Origin of the sequence: Serratia sp. MF1(2023), assembly GCF_030954545.1 — a bacterium.
Classification (GTDB): domain Bacteria; phylum Pseudomonadota; class Gammaproteobacteria; order Enterobacterales; family Enterobacteriaceae; genus Serratia; species Serratia sarumanii.
In genome coordinates this window covers 134,980-153,019 of record NZ_JAVHUX010000045.1, presented here as the reverse complement: position 1 = coordinate 153,019, position 18,040 = coordinate 134,980, and the positions used below count along the sequence as shown (strand labels likewise).

Annotated in this window: 19 protein-coding genes; all 19 read left to right on the top strand. The window is 60.4% G+C overall.

Features of this window, described 5'->3' with window-relative positions; translation table 11 throughout:
* Positions 1–51: 51 nt before the first annotated feature.
* Positions 52–546, top strand: coding sequence for a Fe-S cluster assembly transcriptional regulator IscR (iscR, locus tag REA38_RS21900; RefSeq protein ID WP_004941404.1), 495 nt, complete (start codon positions 52–54; stop codon positions 544–546).
* Positions 547–600: 54 nt separating this feature from the next.
* On the top strand, positions 601–1,815 hold the full coding sequence (gene iscS, locus REA38_RS21895) for a cysteine desulfurase (protein WP_033654284.1): 1,215 nt from the start codon (positions 601–603) through the stop codon (positions 1,813–1,815).
* Between the two features lie 24 nt (positions 1,816–1,839).
* A complete protein-coding gene (gene iscU, locus REA38_RS21890; RefSeq protein ID WP_033635600.1) occupies positions 1,840–2,226 on the top strand; it encodes a Fe-S cluster assembly scaffold IscU in 387 nt (128 codons plus the stop codon).
* A gap of 54 nt (positions 2,227–2,280) precedes the next feature.
* Positions 2,281–2,604, top strand: a complete 324-nt coding sequence (gene iscA / locus REA38_RS21885; RefSeq protein WP_004941410.1) for an iron-sulfur cluster assembly protein IscA — start codon at positions 2,281–2,283, stop codon at positions 2,602–2,604.
* A gap of 62 nt (positions 2,605–2,666) precedes the next feature.
* Complete coding sequence (gene hscB / locus REA38_RS21880; RefSeq protein WP_047570915.1) at positions 2,667–3,188, top strand: co-chaperone HscB; 522 nt, start codon at positions 2,667–2,669, stop codon at positions 3,186–3,188.
* A 32-nt stretch (positions 3,189–3,220) separates the two neighbouring features.
* Positions 3,221–5,071 (top strand): Fe-S protein assembly chaperone HscA, encoded by a 1,851-nt coding sequence (hscA, locus tag REA38_RS21875; RefSeq protein WP_033654281.1) that lies wholly within the window; start codon positions 3,221–3,223, stop codon positions 5,069–5,071.
* 2 nt (positions 5,072–5,073) lie between these two features.
* A complete protein-coding gene (gene fdx, locus REA38_RS21870; RefSeq protein WP_004941417.1) occupies positions 5,074–5,409 on the top strand; it encodes an ISC system 2Fe-2S type ferredoxin in 336 nt (111 codons plus the stop codon).
* Positions 5,410–5,441: 32 nt separating this feature from the next.
* The gene (iscX, locus tag REA38_RS21865) at positions 5,442–5,642 is read left to right on the top strand and encodes a Fe-S cluster assembly protein IscX (RefSeq protein ID WP_006327336.1); all 201 of its coding nucleotides are present in this window, start codon (positions 5,442–5,444) and stop codon (positions 5,640–5,642) included.
* Between the two features lie 300 nt (positions 5,643–5,942).
* Complete coding sequence (gene pepB / locus REA38_RS21860; RefSeq protein ID WP_049194914.1) at positions 5,943–7,238, top strand: aminopeptidase PepB; 1,296 nt, start codon at positions 5,943–5,945, stop codon at positions 7,236–7,238.
* Positions 7,239–7,327: 89 nt separating this feature from the next.
* Positions 7,328–8,158 (top strand): enhanced serine sensitivity protein SseB, encoded by an 831-nt coding sequence (gene sseB / locus REA38_RS21855; RefSeq protein ID WP_033635596.1) that lies wholly within the window; start codon positions 7,328–7,330, stop codon positions 8,156–8,158.
* 162 nt (positions 8,159–8,320) lie between these two features.
* Positions 8,321–8,746, top strand: a complete 426-nt coding sequence (gene ndk, locus REA38_RS21850) for a nucleoside-diphosphate kinase (RefSeq protein ID WP_004941424.1) — start codon at positions 8,321–8,323, stop codon at positions 8,744–8,746.
* A gap of 237 nt (positions 8,747–8,983) precedes the next feature.
* Complete coding sequence (locus REA38_RS21845) at positions 8,984–10,180, top strand: bifunctional tRNA (adenosine(37)-C2)-methyltransferase TrmG/ribosomal RNA large subunit methyltransferase RlmN (protein ID WP_004941426.1); 1,197 nt, start codon at positions 8,984–8,986, stop codon at positions 10,178–10,180.
* Between the two features lie 98 nt (positions 10,181–10,278).
* On the top strand, positions 10,279–11,028 hold the full coding sequence (gene pilW / locus REA38_RS21840) for a type IV pilus biogenesis/stability protein PilW (protein ID WP_033638557.1): 750 nt from the start codon (positions 10,279–10,281) through the stop codon (positions 11,026–11,028).
* On the top strand, positions 11,018–11,992 hold the full coding sequence (gene rodZ, locus REA38_RS21835; protein WP_308886615.1) for a cytoskeleton protein RodZ: 975 nt from the start codon (positions 11,018–11,020) through the stop codon (positions 11,990–11,992). Before pilW ends, rodZ begins: the two co-directional genes overlap by 11 nt.
* Before the next feature lie 47 nt (positions 11,993–12,039).
* The gene (ispG, locus tag REA38_RS21830; RefSeq protein ID WP_308886614.1) at positions 12,040–13,161 is read left to right on the top strand and encodes a flavodoxin-dependent (E)-4-hydroxy-3-methylbut-2-enyl-diphosphate synthase; all 1,122 of its coding nucleotides are present in this window, start codon (positions 12,040–12,042) and stop codon (positions 13,159–13,161) included.
* A 139-nt stretch (positions 13,162–13,300) separates the two neighbouring features.
* The gene (gene hisS, locus REA38_RS21825) at positions 13,301–14,575 is read left to right on the top strand and encodes a histidine--tRNA ligase (RefSeq protein ID WP_033635593.1); all 1,275 of its coding nucleotides are present in this window, start codon (positions 13,301–13,303) and stop codon (positions 14,573–14,575) included.
* A gap of 13 nt (positions 14,576–14,588) precedes the next feature.
* Positions 14,589–15,209, top strand: a complete 621-nt coding sequence (locus REA38_RS21820; protein ID WP_033635592.1) for a YfgM family protein — start codon at positions 14,589–14,591, stop codon at positions 15,207–15,209.
* A gap of 11 nt (positions 15,210–15,220) precedes the next feature.
* The gene (bamB, locus tag REA38_RS21815) at positions 15,221–16,402 is read left to right on the top strand and encodes an outer membrane protein assembly factor BamB (RefSeq protein ID WP_033635590.1); all 1,182 of its coding nucleotides are present in this window, start codon (positions 15,221–15,223) and stop codon (positions 16,400–16,402) included.
* 131 nt (positions 16,403–16,533) lie between these two features.
* Positions 16,534–18,024, top strand: a complete 1,491-nt coding sequence (gene der, locus REA38_RS21810) for a ribosome biogenesis GTPase Der (RefSeq protein WP_004941442.1) — start codon at positions 16,534–16,536, stop codon at positions 18,022–18,024.
* The last annotated feature ends 16 nt before the right edge of the window (positions 18,025–18,040 follow it).

The following is an 18,040-nucleotide window of genomic DNA, read 5'->3' as shown; positions in this document are numbered from 1 at the left end:
CAGGAATGTCAGACTTTCGGCCATATTTGACCAACAGGTAACCATTGAGCTATGAGACTGACATCCAAAGGCCGTTATGCCGTAACCGCTATGCTTGACGTAGCGCTGCATTCCCAGGAAGGGCCGGTGCCACTGGCGGACATTTCCGAACGCCAGGGTATTTCGCTCTCTTATCTGGAACAATTATTCTCCCGTCTGCGCAAGAATGGCCTGGTGGCCAGCGTGCGCGGCCCGGGCGGTGGTTATCTGCTGGGTAAAGACGCGGGTGAGATCGCCGTTGGCGCTGTCATCACTGCCGTCGATGAATCGGTAGATGCAACCCGGTGCCAGGGCAAAGAAGGCTGTCAGGGCGGCGATCGCTGCTTGACCCACGCCCTGTGGCGCGATCTGAGCGAGCGCATCAGCGGGTTCCTGAACAACATTACGCTGGCAGAACTGGTCAACAACCAGGAAGTGCTGGTGGTGGCGGATCGTCAAAACAACGATACGCGCCGCACGGCCAACGGTCGTCCGCAAGAAACTATCAACGTTAATCTGCGCGCATAAGCAGCTGGCGAAATTATTTTAGTTTTTGGAAGTGATGTACGGAGCACAAGAGCAATGAAATTACCGATTTATCTGGATTACTCAGCAACGACGCCGGTTGACCCGCGCGTTGCTGAGAAGATGATGCAGTTTTTGACCCTGGACGGCACTTTCGGCAACCCGGCTTCCCGTTCCCACCGTTTCGGTTGGCAGGCGGAAGAGGCGGTAGACATCGCCCGTAACCAAATCGCCGAACTGGTGGGTGCCGACCCGCGCGAAATCGTCTTCACCTCCGGGGCGACCGAATCTGACAACCTGGCGATCAAAGGCGCTGCCAATTTCTACCAGAAAAAAGGCAAGCACATCATCACCAGCAAAACCGAACACAAAGCCGTGCTGGACACCTGCCGTCAGCTGGAGCGCGAAGGGTTCGAAGTGACCTATCTGGCGCCGCAGAGCAACGGCATCATCAGCCTGCAGGATCTCGAAGCGGCGCTGCGCGATGACACCATTCTGGTCTCCATCATGCACGTCAACAACGAAATCGGCGTGGTGCAGGACATCGAAGCGATCGGCGAAATGTGCCGCGCGCGCGGTATCATCTACCACGTTGACGCCACCCAGAGCGTGGGCAAACTGCCTATCGATCTGAGCAAGCTGAAAGTCGACCTGATGTCGTTCTCCGGCCACAAAATCTATGGCCCGAAAGGCATCGGCGCGCTGTACGTGCGCCGCAAGCCGCGCATCCGCATCGAAGCGCAGATACACGGCGGCGGTCACGAGCGCGGCATGCGCTCCGGCACCCTGCCTGTCCACCAGATCGTCGGCATGGGCGAAGCTTATCGCATCGCCAAAGAAGAGATGACCGAAGAGATGGCGCGTCTGCGCACCCTGCGCGATCGTCTGTGGAACGGCGTGAAAGATATGGAAGAAGTGTATCTGAACGGCGATCTGGAGCACGGCGCACCGAACATCCTGAACGTCAGCTTCAACTACGTTGAAGGCGAGTCGCTGATCATGGCGCTGAAAGACCTGGCCGTTTCCTCCGGTTCAGCCTGTACCTCCGCCAGCCTCGAGCCGTCCTACGTGCTGCGCGCGCTGGGCATGAGCGATGAATTGGCGCACAGCTCGATCCGTTTCTCCCTGGGGCGTTTCACCACGGAAGAAGAGATCGACTACACCATTCAACTGGTGCGTAAATCCATCGGCCGTCTGCGCGATCTGTCTCCGCTGTGGGAGATGTTCAAGCAGGGCGTGGACATCAACAGTATCGAATGGGCGCATCATTAATTCTCAGGTTTCAGGAGCAAGGTCATGGCTTACAGCGAAAAAGTAATCGATCATTATGAAAACCCGCGCAACGTGGGTTCCTTCGACAACGAAGATCCTACCGTCGGTAGCGGCATGGTAGGGGCGCCGGCTTGCGGCGACGTCATGAAGCTGCAAATCAAGGTTAACGATGAAGGCATCATCGAAGACGCGCGCTTTAAAACTTACGGCTGCGGTTCCGCCATCGCCTCCAGCTCGCTGGTGACCGAATGGATGAAAGGCAAGTCGCTCGATCAGGCTGAAGCGATCAAAAACACCCAGATCGCCGAAGAGCTGGAATTGCCGCCGGTCAAAATTCACTGCTCGATCCTGGCTGAAGACGCCATCAAAGCAGCGATTGCCGACTATAAGAGCAAGCATAGCGCCGAGTAATTTGTCTGAGTCGGCCCGGCCACGCCGGGCTTTGATTTGAAGTGTGAGGTTGTGATGTCTATTACCATGAGCGACAGCGCTGCGCAGCGTGTTCAGGCGTTTTTGACGAACCGCGGCAAGGGTCTCGGCCTGCGTCTGGGAGTGCGAACTTCCGGCTGCTCCGGAATGGCCTACGTGCTGGAATTTGTTGACGAAGCCAACGATGACGACATCGTGTTTGAAGACAAAGGCATCAAGGTGATCATCGACGGCAAGAGCCTGGTTTACCTTGACGGCACCGAGCTTGATTTCGTTAAGGAAGGCCTGAACGAAGGCTTCAAGTTCAACAACCCGAACGTCTCAAGCGAATGCGGCTGCGGCGAGAGTTTCAACGTCTGACAGTCCATCGTGCTCCCCCGTTTCGGCGGGGGAACTTCATCCGCTAACGCCCAGAGCACGCTATGGATTACTTTACTTTATTCGGGCTGCCAGTTCGCTACACCGTGGACGGCAGCCTGCTTGCGTCCCGCTTCCAGGATCTGCAGCGCCAATTTCACCCCGATCGTTTCGCCAACCAGCCGGAGCGCGAACGCCTGATGGCGTTGCAGCAGGCGGCGACCATCAACGAAGCCTACCAGTCGCTGAAGCACCCGTTAAAACGCGCGGAGTATATGCTATCTTTGCACGGCTTCGATCTGGGCAACGAACAGCATACGATGCGCGACACCGCCTTTCTGATGGAACAGCTGGAACTGCGCGAAGAGCTCGATGCCATTGAGCGCAAGCCGGAAGCGGAAAGCCTGCTGGCCGATTTCGGCGCGCGGCTGGCCGCCTCCATCAAACAGCGCAGTGCGCTGATGCTGCAGCAGCTGGACGGCGAGCAGTGGGCGGACGCCGCCGACACCGTGCGCAAGCTGCGCTTTTTGGACAAACTCCAGCAACAGGTTGAACAACTCGAAGAAAAACTGCTGGGTTTTGAGTAACACCTTCTGATTCTGATTGTGGAAGCTTCAACATGGCCTTATTACAAATTAGTGAGCCTGGCCTCAGCGCCGCGCCGCACCAACGACGTCTGGCCGCCGGCATCGACTTAGGCACCACCAACTCGCTGGTCGCCACGGTGCGCAGTGGGCAAGCGGAAACGCTGGCCGACGAACAGGGCCGCCATTTGCTGCCTTCGGTGGTGCATTATCAGGCGGACGCGCAGCGCGTCGGCTGGGAGGCGCGCCAACAGGCGGCGCAGGATCCGGCCAATACCGTCAGCTCCATCAAGCGCATGATGGGCCGCTCGTTGGCGGACGTGCAGCAGCGTTACCCGAACCTGCCTTATCAATTCCAGGCCAGCGACAACGGCCTGCCGCTGATCGTCACCGCCGCCGGTCCGGTTAACCCGGTCGGCGTCTCCGCCGATATCCTGCGGGCCCTGTCCGCGCGCGCGCAAGCGGCGCTGGAAGGGGAGCTGGATGGCGTGGTGATCACCGTTCCCGCCTACTTCGACGACGCGCAGCGCCAGGGCACCAAAGACGCGGCGCGTCTGGCCGGCCTGCACGTCCTGCGCCTGCTGAACGAACCGACCGCGGCAGCGATCGCCTACGGGCTGGACTCCGGCCAGGAAGGGGTGATCGCGGTTTACGATCTGGGCGGCGGCACCTTTGATATCTCCATTCTGCGCCTCAGCCGCGGCGTGTTCGAAGTGCTGGCCACGGGCGGCGATTCCGCGCTGGGCGGCGACGACTTCGATCACCTGCTGGCCGACTGGCTGCGCGAGCAGGCCGGCGTGGCCGATCGCAGCGATCACGGCGTGCAGCGCCAGCTGCTGGACGCCGCCATCGCCGCCAAAATCGCGTTGAGCGATGCCGACAGCGTGCGCGTCGAGGTGGCCGGCTGGCAGGGCGAGGTGACCCGCGCCCAGTTCGAAGCGCTGATCGCTCCGCTGGTGAAACGCACGCTGATGGCCTGCCGCCGCGCGCTGAAAGACGCCGGCGTCGCCGCCGACGAGGTGCTGGAAGCGGTGATGGTCGGCGGTTCCACCCGCGTGCCGCTGGTGCGTGAGCAGGTGGGCGCCTTCTTCGGCCGCACGCCGCTGACGTCGATCGATCCGGATAAAGTGGTCGCCATCGGCGCCGCGATCCAGGCCGACATTCTGGTGGGCAACAAGCCGGACAGCGACATGCTGCTGCTGGACGTGATCCCGCTGTCGCTGGGCCTCGAAACCATGGGCGGTCTGGTGGAGAAAGTGATCCCGCGCAACACCACCATTCCGGTGGCGCGCGCGCAGGAATTCACCACCTTTAAAGACGGCCAGAGCGCGATGATGATCCACGTGCTGCAGGGCGAGCGCGAGCTGGTGCAGGACTGCCGTTCGCTGGCGCGTTTCACGCTGCGCGGCCTGCCGCCGCTGCCTGCCGGGGGCGCGCACATTCGCGTCACCTTCCAGGTGGATGCCGACGGTCTGCTGAGCGTCACCGCGATGGAGAAATCCACCGGCGTGGAAGCCTCGATCCAGGTGAAGCCGTCGTACGGCCTGTCGGACAGCGAAATCGCCGGCATGATCAAGGATTCGATGGCCAACGCGCAAAGCGACGTGGGCGCGCGCAAGCTGGCGGAGCAACGCGTGGAAGCCGCGCGGGTGCTGGAAAGCCTGCAGGGTGCGCTGGCCAGCGACGCCGCGCTGCTGAGCGAGGCGGAAAGCCAGGCGATCGCCGCCGCGACCCAGGCGTTGCAGCAGGCGGTGCAGGGGGAAGATCCCGCCGCTATCGAAGACGCCATCAAAACATTAGATGCACAAACGCAAGATTTTGCCGCGCGCCGCATGGACGCTTCCATTCGCCGCGCGCTGGCTGGCCATTCTGTGGATGAGGTTTAACCATGCCTAAAATTGTTTTCCTGCCCCATCAAGATCTTTGCCCGGAAGGGGCGGTTCTGGAAGCTGAAAAAGGGGAGTCGATCCTCAACGTTGCGCTGCGCAACGGCATTGAAATCGAGCACGCCTGCGAGAAATCCTGCGCCTGCACCACCTGCCACTGCATCGTGCGTGAAGGCTTCGATTCGCTGGAAGAGAGCAGCGAGCTGGAAGACGACATGCTGGACAAGGCCTGGGGGCTGGAGCCGGAAAGCCGCCTGAGCTGCCAGGCGCTGGTCGCCGACGAAGATCTGGTGGTCGAAATGCCGCGCTACACCGTCAACCACGCGCGTGAGCATTAATTGTTAGCCGCAGCGCCAACCCGGAGATCATAATGGGACTGAAGTGGACCGACAGCCGTGAAATCGGCGAAGCCCTGTACGACCAATACCCGGACACCGATCCGAAAACCGTGCGTTTTACCGACATGCATCAGTGGATCTGCGATCTGGAAGAGTTCGACGACGATCCGCAGGCTTCCAACGAAAAAATACTGGAAGCGATCCTGCTGGTCTGGTTAGATGAAGCGGAGTAAATAGCGTAACGGGCTGCCATGGGCGGCCCGTTTATTTTGTATCCGACATACCCGTCGTCTTTCAAACCGCAGCGTTGTTACCTGCACGTAGTTACGTGGCCCATCCGTGGGCCACGCCCCAAGGGGCCGCTGCGAGCAGCGTTCAAATCTGCTCCCGGCAGATTTGTCTTACCCCAGTCACTTACCTGAGTAAGCTCCTGGGGATGAGATCGCTGGGCGCCTAGCTGCAATTTGAAATCCATAGGGTATGCAATAAAGCCCTAATGAAATAATAAAGGGAACATCCGGAGTAAGAAGGCTATGACAACAGAATTCATGCAGGTCACGCTGTCGCAACAACCTGCCGACGCCCGTTGGGGCGAAAAAGCGCTGCTCAGCACCAACGGCGAAGGGATGACCATCCACCTGACCGGCACCGACAAGCTGGGCGCGATCCAGCGCGCGGGCCGCAAAATTGACGGTCAGGGCATCAAAAACGTCAAGCTGGCCGGCGACGGTTGGGACTTGGAAAACAGCTGGGCGTTTTGGCAGGGCTACCGCGGGCCGAAAGGGCAGCGCAACGTCGAATGGGCCGAGCTGCCGGAAGCCGCGCGTCAGGAGCTGGATAAGCGCCTGAAGATCGTTGACTGGGTGCGTGACACCATCAACATGCCGGCGGAAGAGCTGGGGCCAGAGCAACTGGCGACCCGCGCCGTCGATCTGATGTGCGACGTCGGCTGCGATGCCGTCAGCTACCGCATCACCAAGGGCGAAGATCTGCGCGAGCAGAACTATGCCGGCATCCACACCGTCGGCCGCGGCTCCGAGCGTCCGCCGGTGCTGCTGGCGCTGGACTTCAACCCGACCGGTAACCCGGACGCGCCGGTGTTCGCCTGCCTGGTCGGCAAGGGCATCACCTTCGATACCGGCGGTTATAGCCTGAAACAGAGCGCCTTTATGGACTCGATGAAGGCTGACATGGGCGGTGCGGCCACCATCACCGGCGCCCTGGCGCTGGCGGCGGCGCGCGGCCTGAAGCAGCGCGTGAAGCTGTACCTGTGCTGCGCCGACAATATGGTCAGCGGCAACGCTTTCAAACTGGGCGACATCATTCGCTACCGCAACGGCAAAACCGTCGAGGTAATGAACACCGATGCGGAAGGGCGCCTGGTGCTGGCCGACGGCCTGATTGACGCTTCTGAGCAGAACCCGCAGCTGATTATCGACTGCGCGACCCTGACCGGCGCCGCCAAAACCGCGGTCGGCAACGACTACCATGCGCTGTTCAGCTTCGACGACGCGCTGGCGCAGGAGCTGCTGAACAGCGCCACCGCCGAGCAAGAGCCGTTCTGGCGTCTGCCGCTGGCCGAGTTCCACCGCAGCCAGCTGCCGTCCAACTTCGCCGAGCTGAACAACGTGGCCGGCCCGGCCTACACCGCCGGCGCCAGCACCGCGGCGGCCTTCCTGTCGCATTTCGTCAAGAATTACCAACAAGGCTGGCTGCACATCGACTGTTCCGCCACCTACCGCAAAGGCGCGGTGGAGCAGTGGTCGGCCGGCGCGACCGGTTTGGGCGTGCGTACCCTGGCCAATCTGCTGCTGAGCAAAGCCAAATAATTGAACGCCCGCCGCGTCGGGCGCTAGAATGCGCATTATCTTCGGGGCCCAGCATGCTGGGCCTCGCTATTTTATCCCTGGAGTTTGCCATGAGTGCCCATCATCACGATGCCGCCCCGAGCGAGAACGAACTTGAACGCCTGCTGAAGCTGGCGGTGACGGAGCCGGCCCACCGCCCGGCGTTCTTCCGTGAACTGCTCGACGCCACGGTGCTGATCCTCGGCGACAGCGAGCAGGTGCAGCAGGACGGCGACATCGCGCTGAACGCGGATACGCCGGTCAATATCCAGCATTGGGAGAAGCAGGACGGCGGCAGCATCATTCCGTTCTTCACCTCGCTGGAAGCGCTGCAGAAAGCCGTTGAGGACGAACAGCCGTTCATCGCCATGCCGGCGCGGGTGCTGTTCGAAATCACCCAGGGTGCGGATCTGTTCCTCAACCCGAAGGCGGAGTACGGCAAGGAGTTCTATCCGGAAGAGGTGGCGATGCTGCTGGCGACCGGCGGCGTCGTCAAACCGGTTGAGCATTACGTCGACAAAGAGACCCAAATCCTGCTGGGGCAGCCCGAAGAGTATCCGTCGGCGATGGTGGATGCGTTGACTACGCTGTTCAGCCAGCGCAAACCGGTGCGCCGCGCGTTTCTGGCGCTGATGCACGATCAGGCGGCGGACGAGAAGCCGAATCTGCTGATCGGGCTGGAAGTGGACGCCGAGCCGGCGGAGATCGAGGCGTTGATCAACGAGGCCGGCAGCGTCGCCAGCGAAACGGCGCCGAACGACGAACCGGTGGATTTCTGCCTGGTGTCGGAGAACGAGCGCGGCATCAGCCACTATCTGATCTCCCATACGCAGCCGTTTTATCAGCGCCGCTGGGGCAGTTGGCTGCGCAATTTGATCCCGTCTACCGACAAGACCCAGTAGCGCCGCCGCGTGGTCGAAAATGAATCATGAAGATCATATTTTTTTAATGAAATGTTGTTTTTCCCGTAGGCAAGCGTTAACGGCGCACATATAATCTGCGCCACTTGAGAAGGCCGGCAACATTGCAGACCGGCCTGTTTTGGAAGTCATACAGAGGCCATCATGACCGTAGAACGTACCTTTTCCATCGTTAAACCAAACGCTGTAGCCAACAACGACATCGGCGCTATCTACGCTCGTTTCGAGCGCGCCGGTTTCAAAATCATCGCCGCTAAAATGCTGCGTCTGACTCGCGAGCAAGCTGAAGGCTTCTACGCTGAGCACAAAGGCCGCCCATTCTTCGACGGTCTGGTTGAGTTCATGACCTCCGGCCCAATCATGGTGCAGGTTCTGGAATCTGAAAACGCCGTGCAGCGCAACCGCGACATCATGGGCGCAACCAACCCGGACAACGCGCTGGCCGGCACCCTGCGTGCCGACTACGCGGACAGCTTCACCGCTAACGCCGTTCACGGTTCCGATTCCGTTGAATCCGCACAGCGCGAAATCGCTTACTTCTTCAACGAAAGCGAAATCTGCGCACGTTAATCGTGCCGTTTCTGAGCTGATAGCCAGGCATTCACCGGCTGAAACAATAAAAATGCCCTGAATGCCTTTCAGCCGTAGCCACCCGCTACTAAAATTTGTACAATGCCGCGCCCCTGATAAGACGACTTGTCAGGGGCGTGTTTTTAGTGCCGCCACCCGAATCATGCGGGCTGAAATGCACAACTTACTGTCCATTCTTTAGCGCCATAACGTGTAATAACGAGGCCAGAGATCATTATGTTAGAACCCATCACGTCCGAGCACACCGTGTCTGAAAATAATTCGCTGACTACCCCCTCCGTTAACGTGGAGCAACCGGCTGCGGCCAAAATCAACCTGCTGGACCTGAACCGCCAGCAAATGCGCGAGTTCTTCGCCGAAATGGGCGAGAAACCGTTCCGCGCCGATCAGGTGATGAAGTGGATTTACCACTACTGCTGCGACGATTTCGAGCAGATGACCGACATCAACAAAGTCCTGCGCGGCAAGCTGCAACGCGTGGCGGAAATCCGCGCGCCGGAAGTGGCGGAAGAACAGCGTTCGGCCGACGGCACCATCAAGTGGGCGATTAAAGTCGGCGATCAGCAGGTCGAAACCGTGTATATCCCGGAAGCCGACCGCGCGACGCTGTGCGTCTCCTCGCAGGTAGGCTGCGCGCTGGAGTGCAAATTCTGTTCGACGGCGCAGCAGGGCTTCAACCGCAACCTGCGCGTGTCGGAAATCATCGGCCAGGTGTGGCGCGCGGCGAAAATCATCGGCGCGCTGAAGGTGACCGGCCAACGCCCGATCACCAACGTGGTGATGATGGGGATGGGCGAGCCGCTGCTCAACCTGAACAACGTGGTGCCGGCGATGGAAATCATGCTGGACGACTTCGGCTTTGGCCTGTCCAAACGCCGCGTGACCCTGTCTACCTCCGGCGTGGTGCCGGCGCTGGACAAGCTGGGCGACATGATCGACGTGGCGCTGGCGATCTCGCTGCACGCGCCGAACGACACCATCCGCGATGAGATCGTGCCGATCAACCGCAAGTACAACATCGAGACCTTCCTGTCCGCGGTGCGTCGCTATTTGGAGAAATCCAACGCCAACCAGGGCCGCGTGACCGTCGAGTACGTGATGCTGGATCATATCAACGACAGCACCGACGATGCGCATCAGCTGGCGGAAGTGCTGAAAGACACGCCGTGCAAGATCAACCTGATCCCATGGAACCCGTTCCCGGGTGCCCCTTACGGCCGCAGCTCCAACAGCCGGGTGGATCGTTTCTCCAAGGTGTTGATGGAATACGGCTTTACGACTATTGTTCGTAAAACCCGTGGTGACGATATCGACGCCGCCTGCGGGCAACTGGCGGGTGAAGTGATCGACCGTACCAAGCGTACCCTGAAGAAGAAAATGGCCGGGGAACCTATCAACGTACGGGCGGTCTGAATCCTATAGCACCATTTTTTGTTATCTAACAGCCTGTTATGCGAAAGCGTGTCGCTGGCGGGCGTTAGCTGACGGCCGATAAGGAAATGAATGCGGGCATGAAGCTGAAACTGTGGGGTGTGTGGCTGGCGGCCGGGTTGTTGGCCGGGTGTTCCGGTTCAGCGCCGGAAAAGGAAGCGCAAGTCTCTGAGGCGGGCCAGACGCGGTTGCAGCTGGGCCTGGAGTACCTGCAGCAAGGCGATATGGACGCCGCGCGCCAGAACCTGGAAAAGGCGTTGGACGCAGCTCCGCAGGATTACCGCACTCAGTTGGGCATGGCACTCTATGAGCAGCGGATCGGTGAAAATGCCGCGGCCGAACAGCGTTATCGGCAAGCGCTCAAACTTGCGCCGGGCAATGGCACCGTATTGAATAATTACGGTGCGTTTCTTTGCGGTTTAGGGCAGTATGTACCGGCGCAACAGCAGTTTAGCGCTGCGGCGCTGGCGCCCGATTATGGCCAGGTCGCCGACAGCCTGGAAAACGCAGGTTACTGTTTTCTCAAGGCCGGACAAAACGATGAGGCGCGCACGCTGTTGAGCCGCGCGCTGAAAGTCGATCCGGACAAAGGCACTCCGCTGTTGGCGGAGGCCGAAAAGCAATTTGGAGAAGGGAAGCGCGCCCAGTCGCAACTTTTATTGGATGTTTATCAGCATGTTCTGCCGGCCAGCGCCAGCAGCTTATGGTTACAGATTCGTTTCGCCGCGTTAGCCGGCCGTCAGGATAGCGTTCAACGCTATGGCAAGCAGCTAGCGCGAAGTTTTCCACAATCCAAACAGTACCAGCAGTTCTTAGCTAATGAATACTGAAGCCTCCCAAGATAAAACCGTATCCATGACGACGGGCCAGCGCCTGCGTCAGGCCCGTGAGCAACTCGGGCTGAGCCAACAGACCGTTGCAGAACGCCTGTGTCTCAAAATGTCCACCGTGCGCGATATCGAGGAAGACAGCGTGTCCGCTGACCTCGCGTCCACCTTCGTGCGCGGCTACATCCGTTCCTACGCCAAGCTGGTGCATTTGCCGGAAGACGAACTGCTGCCGATGCTGGCCAAGCAGGCGCCGTTGAAGATGGCGAAAGTGGCGCCGATGCAAAGCTTCTCGCTGGGCAAACGCCGCAAGAAACGCGACGGCTGGCTGATGAGCTTCACCTGGCTTATCGTGTTCGTGGTGATCGGCCTGACCGGCGCCTGGTGGTGGCAAAACCACAAGGCCCAGCAGGAAGAGATCGCCACCATGGCCGATCAGTCCTCCGCGCAACTTTCGCAGAATAACGAAGGGCAGTCCGTGCCGCTGACCGACGGCAATGCCGACACCGGCACCAACGTGCCGTTGACCGACAACAGCGCCGCGCCGGCCGATACTGGCGCAGCGGCTCAGGCGCCGGCGGCGACCGCCCAGGCGCCGAGCGCGGCTCAGCAGCAGCCTGCCGTGGTGTCGCCAAGCCAGACCACCCTGCCGGAAACCGCGCCGGCGGCACAGGCGCCGTTGCCGACCGCCGATGCGGGCGTGGCTGCGCCGGTGGCCGATCCGAATGCGCTGGTGATGGATTTCTCCGCCGACTGCTGGCTGCAGGTGACCGACGCGAGCGGTAAGACGCTGTTCAGCGGCACCCAGAAGCAGGGCGGCAAGCTGAACCTGACCGGCACTGCGCCGTATAAACTGACCATCGGCGCGCCGGCGGCAGTTCAGATCCAGTATCAGGGTAAACCGGTTGATTTAAGCCGGTTCGTTAAGTCAAACCGTGTTGCTCGCCTGTCCGTCGCCGCGCAGTAATCGCGCGGCACCGGTCGTGATGTCAGAGCAGCAATGGAGAGTAAGTAATGCATAACCAAGCGCCCATCAACCGTCGAAAATCTACACGCATTTACGTCGGCAAGGTGCCTATTGGTGATGGCGCGCCGATTGCCGTGCAGTCGATGACCAACACCCGTACCACCGATGTTGAAGCAACGGTTAATCAGATTAAAGCGCTGGAGCGCGTGGGCGTCGACATCGTCCGCGTTTCGGTTCCTACCATGGACGCCGCCGAGGCGTTCAAGCTGATCAAGCAGCAGGTCAACGTGCCGCTGGTCGCCGATATCCACTTCGATTATCGCATCGCGCTGCAGGTTGCCGAATACGGCGTAGACTGCCTGCGCATCAACCCGGGCAACATCGGCAACGAATCGCGCATTCGCTCGGTGGTGGACTGCGCCCGCGACAAGAACATCCCGATTCGCATCGGCGTCAACGGCGGCTCGCTGGAGAAAGACCTGCAGGAAAAGTACGGCGAACCTACGCCGGAAGCGCTGCTGGAATCCGCCATGCGCCACGTGGGCATCCTCGATCGCCTCAACTTCGACCAGTTCAAGGTCAGCGTCAAGGCGTCGGACGTGTTCCTGGCGGTGCAGTCTTACCGCCTGCTGGCCTCGCGCATCGATCAGCCGCTGCATCTGGGCATCACCGAAGCCGGCGGCGCACGCAGCGGGTCGGTCAAATCGGCCATCGGCCTGGGCATGCTGCTGTCTGAAGGCATCGGCGACACCCTGCGCATCTCGCTGGCGGCGGATCCGGTCGAAGAAGTGAAGGTCGGTTTCGATATCCTGAAGTCGCTGCGCATCCGCGCGCGCGGTATCAACTTTATCGCCTGCCCGACCTGTTCGCGTCAGGAGTTCGACGTGATCGGCACGGTGAACGCGCTGGAGCAGCGCCTGGAAGATATCATCACGCCGATGGACGTTTCGATCATCGGCTGCGTGGTGAACGGCCCGGGCGAAGCGCTGGTGTCCACCATGGGCGTGACCGGCGGCCACAAGAAGAGCGGCTTCTATGAAGACGGTGTGCGCCAGAAAGAGCGTTTCGACAACGAACAGATGATCGACCAGCTGGAAGCGAAAATTCGCGCCAAGGCCGCGATGATGGACGAAAGCAACCGCATCACGGTCAACCTGCTGGAAAAATAAGCGTTATTGCTACACGGCGGGCCTGTTGGCCCGCTTGTTTATGAGCCTGAAGGGCAGAAAACCGCATCCGCGTTGAATACCGGGCGGCAAAGTCCCTATAATCAGGTTCATTTTTACAGACAACGGACAGAGAACTCACGTGGCAAAGAACATTCAAGCCATTCGCGGCATGAACGACTACCTGCCGGAAGAAACGGCATTATGGCAGCGTATTGAAGGCACCCTCAAGCAGGTGCTGGGCAGCTACGGTTACAGCGAAATCCGGTTGCCGATTGTAGAGCAGACCCCGTTATTCAAACGCGCGATCGGTGAAGTTACCGACGTCGTGGAAAAAGAGATGTATACCTTCGAAGACCGCAACGGCGAAAGCCTGACGCTGCGTCCGGAAGGGACGGCCGGCTGCGTGCGCGCCGGCATCGAACATGGTCTGCTGTACAATCAGGAACAGCGTCTGTGGTACATCGGCCCGATGTTCCGCTACGAGCGCCCGCAGAAGGGTCGTTACCGTCAGTTCCATCAGCTGGGTGCGGAAGTGTTCGGCCTGCAAGGCCCGGACGTCGACGCCGAGCTGATCCTGCTGACCGCCCGCTGGTGGAAAGCGCTGGGCATCGCCGAGCACGTCAAGCTGGAGCTGAACTCCATCGGTTCGCTGGAGGCGCGCGCCAACTACCGCGACGCGCTGGTGGCGTTCCTGGAGCAGCACGTCGAGGTGCTGGACGAAGACTGCAAACGCCGCATGTACAGCAACCCGCTGCGCGTGCTGGACTCCAAGAATCCTGAGGTGCAGGCGCTGTTGAACGACGCGCCGCGCCTGTCCGAGTACCTGGATGAAGAATCCCGTGCTCACTTCGCCGGTCTGTGTGAACTTTTGGCGCAGGCAGGTATCCCATATACCGTTAACGAGCGCCTGGTGCGCGGTCTGGATTACTACAACCGCACCGTGTTTGAGTGGGTAACCACCAGCCTGGGCGCGCAGGGCACCGTCTGCGCGGGCGGCCGTTACGACGGCCTGGTCGAGCAATTGGGCGGCCGTGCCACCCCGGCGGTCGGTTTCGCCATGGGCCTCGAACGCCTGGTGTTGCTGGTGCAGGCGGTTAACCCGGAATTCAAGGCGCCGTCGGCTATCGACGTGTACGTCATCTCTTCCGGCGCGGGCACCCAGAGCGCGGCGATGCAGCTGGCTGAACAGGTGCGCGACGCGGCGCCGCAGCTGAAGCTGATGACCAATTACGGCGGCGGCAACTTCAAGAAGCAGATCACCCGTGCGGACAAATGGGGCGCGCGCATCGCGCTGATCCTGGGTGAGAGCGAAGTGGCGGCGCAGCAGGTGGTGGTGAAAGACCTGCGCAGTGGTGAACAAGAAACGCTGGCGCAAAGCGAAGTCGCTGCGCGTCTGGCTTTGATGTTAGGTTAAGGAGAAGGACGCCGTGGAAGTCTATACCACTGAAAACGAACAAGTCGACGCACTGCGTCGGTTCTTTGCCGAGAACGGCAAAGCGCTGGCGGTGGGCGTGGTGCTCGGAATTGGTGCCCTGGTTGGCTGGCGTTACTGGCAGAGCCATGAAAACTCCAACATGATGGCTGCGTCGCAATCCTATCAGGAAGCCAGCGATCGTCTGGCGGCCGGCAAGCCGGATGACGTGGCTGCCGCGGAGAAATTTGTCCAGGCTAACGGCAACAGCTACGGCGTATTGGCCGCGCTGCAGTTGGCCAAGCACTTTGTCGAACAGAATGATTTCGCCAAGGCGGAACAGCAATTGGCGCTGGCGCAGGGCCAGACCAAAGACGACAACCTGTTGGCGATGATCGACCTGCGTCTGGCGCGCGTCCAGCTGCAGGAGAAAAAGCTGGATGAAGCGCTGAAAACGCTGGATGGCGTGAAAGGCGAAGGCTGGGCGGCGATGATGCAGGATGTGCGCGGCGATGTGCTGCTGGCCAAGGGCGACGCCAAGGGCGCGCGCGAAGCTTACAGCAAAGGCATTGAGTCCAACGCTTCTCAGGCGCTGCAGGTTCTGCTGCGCATGAAATTGAATAACTTGTCCAGCTAAGGGGAATTCCCATGCAATTGCGTAAAACACTCTTGGTCGGACTGGTTTCCGCTGCCTTGCTGAGTGGTTGCTCGCTGTTTAACAGCGAAGAAGACGTGGTTACCATGTCGCCGTTGCCGAAAGTTGAAAATCAGTTTACGCCGAGCAAGGCGTGGAGCACCTCGGTGGGCGACGGCATCGGTGAGTATTACTCCCACCTGCGTCCGGCCTATCAGGACAGCACCATTTACGCCGCCGATCGCTTCGGCATCGTGAAAGCGATGGACGCCGACAGCGGCAACGAGAAGTGGAAGGTCAATCTCTCCGAGAAGACCGGCTTCTTCTCCAGCAACCTGTCTGCGCTGCTGTCGGGCGGCCTGACGGTCGCGGGTGACAAGGTTTACGTCGGCAGCGAAAAAGCGGTGGTTTACGCATTGAACACCGCCGACGGCGCCATCGCCTGGCAGACCAAAGTGGCCGGCGAAGCGATCTCCCGTCCGGTTGTCAGCGACGGTATGGTGTTGGTGCACACCTCCAACGGCATGCTGCAGGCGTTGAACGAAGCCGACGGCGCGGTGAAATGGACGGTTAACCTGGACATGCCTTCGCTGTCGCTGCGCGGTGAATCCGCGCCGGCCGTCGCCTTTGGCGCCGCCATCGTCGGCGGTGACAACGGCCGCGTCAGCGCCGTGCTGATGCAGCAGGGCCAACTGATCTGGCAACAGCGTATTTCTCAGCCGAGCGGCGCGACCGAAATCGATCGCCTGAACGACGTGGACACCACGCCGGTGATCGTTGACGGCGTGGTCTACGCGCTGGGCTACAACGGCAACCTGACGGCGCTGGATCTGCGTTCCGGCCAGATTATCTGGAAACGCGAGCTGGGTTCGGTGAACGATTTCATCGTCGACGCGGGCCGCATCTACCTGATCGACCAGAACGATCGCGTAGTCGCGCTCAGCACCGAAGGCGGCGTGACCGTGTGGACGCAGAGCGATCTGCTGCACCGCAACCTGACGCCGCCGGTGATGTATAATGGTTATCTGGTGACCGGTGACGCCGAAGGCTATCTGCACTGGATTAACACCACCGATGGCCGTTTTGTCGCCCAGCAGGAAGTGGACAGCTCCGGCTTCCTGTCTGCGCCGATGGTGGCCGGCGACAAGCTGATCATCCAGGCTCGCGGCGGGAAAGTTTACGCTTTCACCCGCTAACGCCGCTCGTCGCAAGGCTTGAAAACGGCTCCTGAATGTTCAGGGGCCGTTTCGTATTTTTATAAGCTGTACCGCTGGTGTCTATCCACAGTGCAGTAACGCATTGATTATTAAGTAATGAGGCTTCAACAATGATACCTGTCGTCGCGCTGGTCGGGCGCCCGAATGTGGGTAAATCCACCTTGTTCAACCGTTTAACCCATACGCGCGATGCGCTGGTGGCGGATTTCCCGGGGCTGACGCGTGACCGCAAGTATGGTCGTGCTGAAATCGAAGGCAATGAATTCATCATCGTCGATACCGGCGGTATCGACGGCACCGAAGACGGCGTCGAAACGCGCATGGCCGGTCAGTCGCTGCTGGCGATCGAAGAGGCGGACATCGTGCTGTTCATGGTCGACGCCCGCGCCGGCCTGATGCCGGCGGATCAGGGCATCGCCCAGCACCTGCGCAGCCGCCAGAAGGCGACCTTCCTGGTGGCCAACAAGACCGACGGCCTGGATCCGGACACCGCCACCGCCGATTTCTACTCGCTCGGCCTGGGTGAAGTGTTCGCTATCGCCGCTTCCCACGGCCGTGGCGTGACCCAGCTGATCGAACACGTGCTGGTGCCGTTTGTGCCGGAAAAACCGGAAGACGTCGAGCTGACCGAGGAAGAGGCCAACGCCGCTTACTGGGCCGAGCAAAACGGCGAAACGCTGGAAGGCGAAGAAGACGAAGAGCCAGAAGAAGCGTTCAACCCGCAGGATCTGCCGATCAAACTGGCGATCGTTGGCCGTCCGAACGTAGGTAAGTCTACGCTCACTAACCGCATCCTCGGCGAGGAGCGCGTGGTGGTGTATGACATGCCGGGCACTACCCGCGACAGCATCTACATTCCGATGGTGCGTGACGAACGCGAATACGTGCTGATCGACACCGCCGGGGTGCGTAAACGCGGCAAGGTGACTGAAACCGTCGAGAAGTTCTCGGTGATCAAGACCCTGCAGGCGATTGAAGACGCCAACGTGGTGCTGCTGGTGATCGACGCGCGTGAAGGCATCTCCGATCAGGATCTCTCGCTGCTCGGCTTTATCCTTAATAGTGGGCGCTCACTGGTGATTGCGGTCAACAAGTGGGACGGCATGAGCGAAGAAGATCGCGAGCACGTGAAAGAGATGCTCGACCTGCGTCTGGGCTTCGTCGACTTCGCGCGCGTGCACTTCATTTCCGCGCTGCACGGCAGCGGCGTCGGCAACCTGTTCGAATCGGTGCAGGAAGCCTACGAGTGCGCAACCCGCCGCGTAAACACCTCGATGCTGACCAAAATCATGCAGATGGCGGTTGACGATCACCAGCCACCGTTGGTGCGCGGCCGCCGCGTGAAGCTGAAATACGCCCACGCCGGCGGTTACAACCCGCCGATCGTGGTGATCCACGGCAACCAGGTCAGCGACCTGGCCGATTCGTACAAACGCTACCTGATGAACTACTTCCGCCGCTCGCTGAACGTGATGGGGACGCCGATCCGCATCCAGTTCAAAGAGGGCGACAACCCGTTCGCCGGCAAACGCAACCTGCTGACGCCGACCCAGATGCGTAAGCGCAAGCGCCTGATGAGCCACCTGAAAAAGAGCAAGTAATCGCTCATGAGGGGCG

Coding starts and splice junctions, on each gene's coding strand:
- iscR (WP_004941404.1), top strand. CDS start 52: ATGAGACTGACATCCAAAGGCCGTTATGCCGTAACCGCTATGCTTGAC.
- iscS (WP_033654284.1), top strand. CDS start 601: ATGAAATTACCGATTTATCTGGATTACTCAGCAACGACGCCGGTTGAC.
- iscU (WP_033635600.1), top strand. CDS start 1,840: ATGGCTTACAGCGAAAAAGTAATCGATCATTATGAAAACCCGCGCAAC.
- iscA (WP_004941410.1), top strand. CDS start 2,281: ATGTCTATTACCATGAGCGACAGCGCTGCGCAGCGTGTTCAGGCGTTT.
- hscB (WP_047570915.1), top strand. CDS start 2,667: ATGGATTACTTTACTTTATTCGGGCTGCCAGTTCGCTACACCGTGGAC.
- hscA (WP_033654281.1), top strand. CDS start 3,221: ATGGCCTTATTACAAATTAGTGAGCCTGGCCTCAGCGCCGCGCCGCAC.
- fdx (WP_004941417.1), top strand. CDS start 5,074: ATGCCTAAAATTGTTTTCCTGCCCCATCAAGATCTTTGCCCGGAAGGG.
- iscX (WP_006327336.1), top strand. CDS start 5,442: ATGGGACTGAAGTGGACCGACAGCCGTGAAATCGGCGAAGCCCTGTAC.
- pepB (WP_049194914.1), top strand. CDS start 5,943: ATGACAACAGAATTCATGCAGGTCACGCTGTCGCAACAACCTGCCGAC.
- sseB (WP_033635596.1), top strand. CDS start 7,328: ATGAGTGCCCATCATCACGATGCCGCCCCGAGCGAGAACGAACTTGAA.
- ndk (WP_004941424.1), top strand. CDS start 8,321: ATGACCGTAGAACGTACCTTTTCCATCGTTAAACCAAACGCTGTAGCC.
- REA38_RS21845 (WP_004941426.1), top strand. CDS start 8,984: ATGTTAGAACCCATCACGTCCGAGCACACCGTGTCTGAAAATAATTCG.
- pilW (WP_033638557.1), top strand. CDS start 10,279: ATGAAGCTGAAACTGTGGGGTGTGTGGCTGGCGGCCGGGTTGTTGGCC.
- rodZ (WP_308886615.1), top strand. CDS start 11,018: ATGAATACTGAAGCCTCCCAAGATAAAACCGTATCCATGACGACGGGC.
- ispG (WP_308886614.1), top strand. CDS start 12,040: ATGCATAACCAAGCGCCCATCAACCGTCGAAAATCTACACGCATTTAC.
- bamB (WP_033635590.1), top strand. CDS start 15,221: ATGCAATTGCGTAAAACACTCTTGGTCGGACTGGTTTCCGCTGCCTTG.
- der (WP_004941442.1), top strand. CDS start 16,534: ATGATACCTGTCGTCGCGCTGGTCGGGCGCCCGAATGTGGGTAAATCC.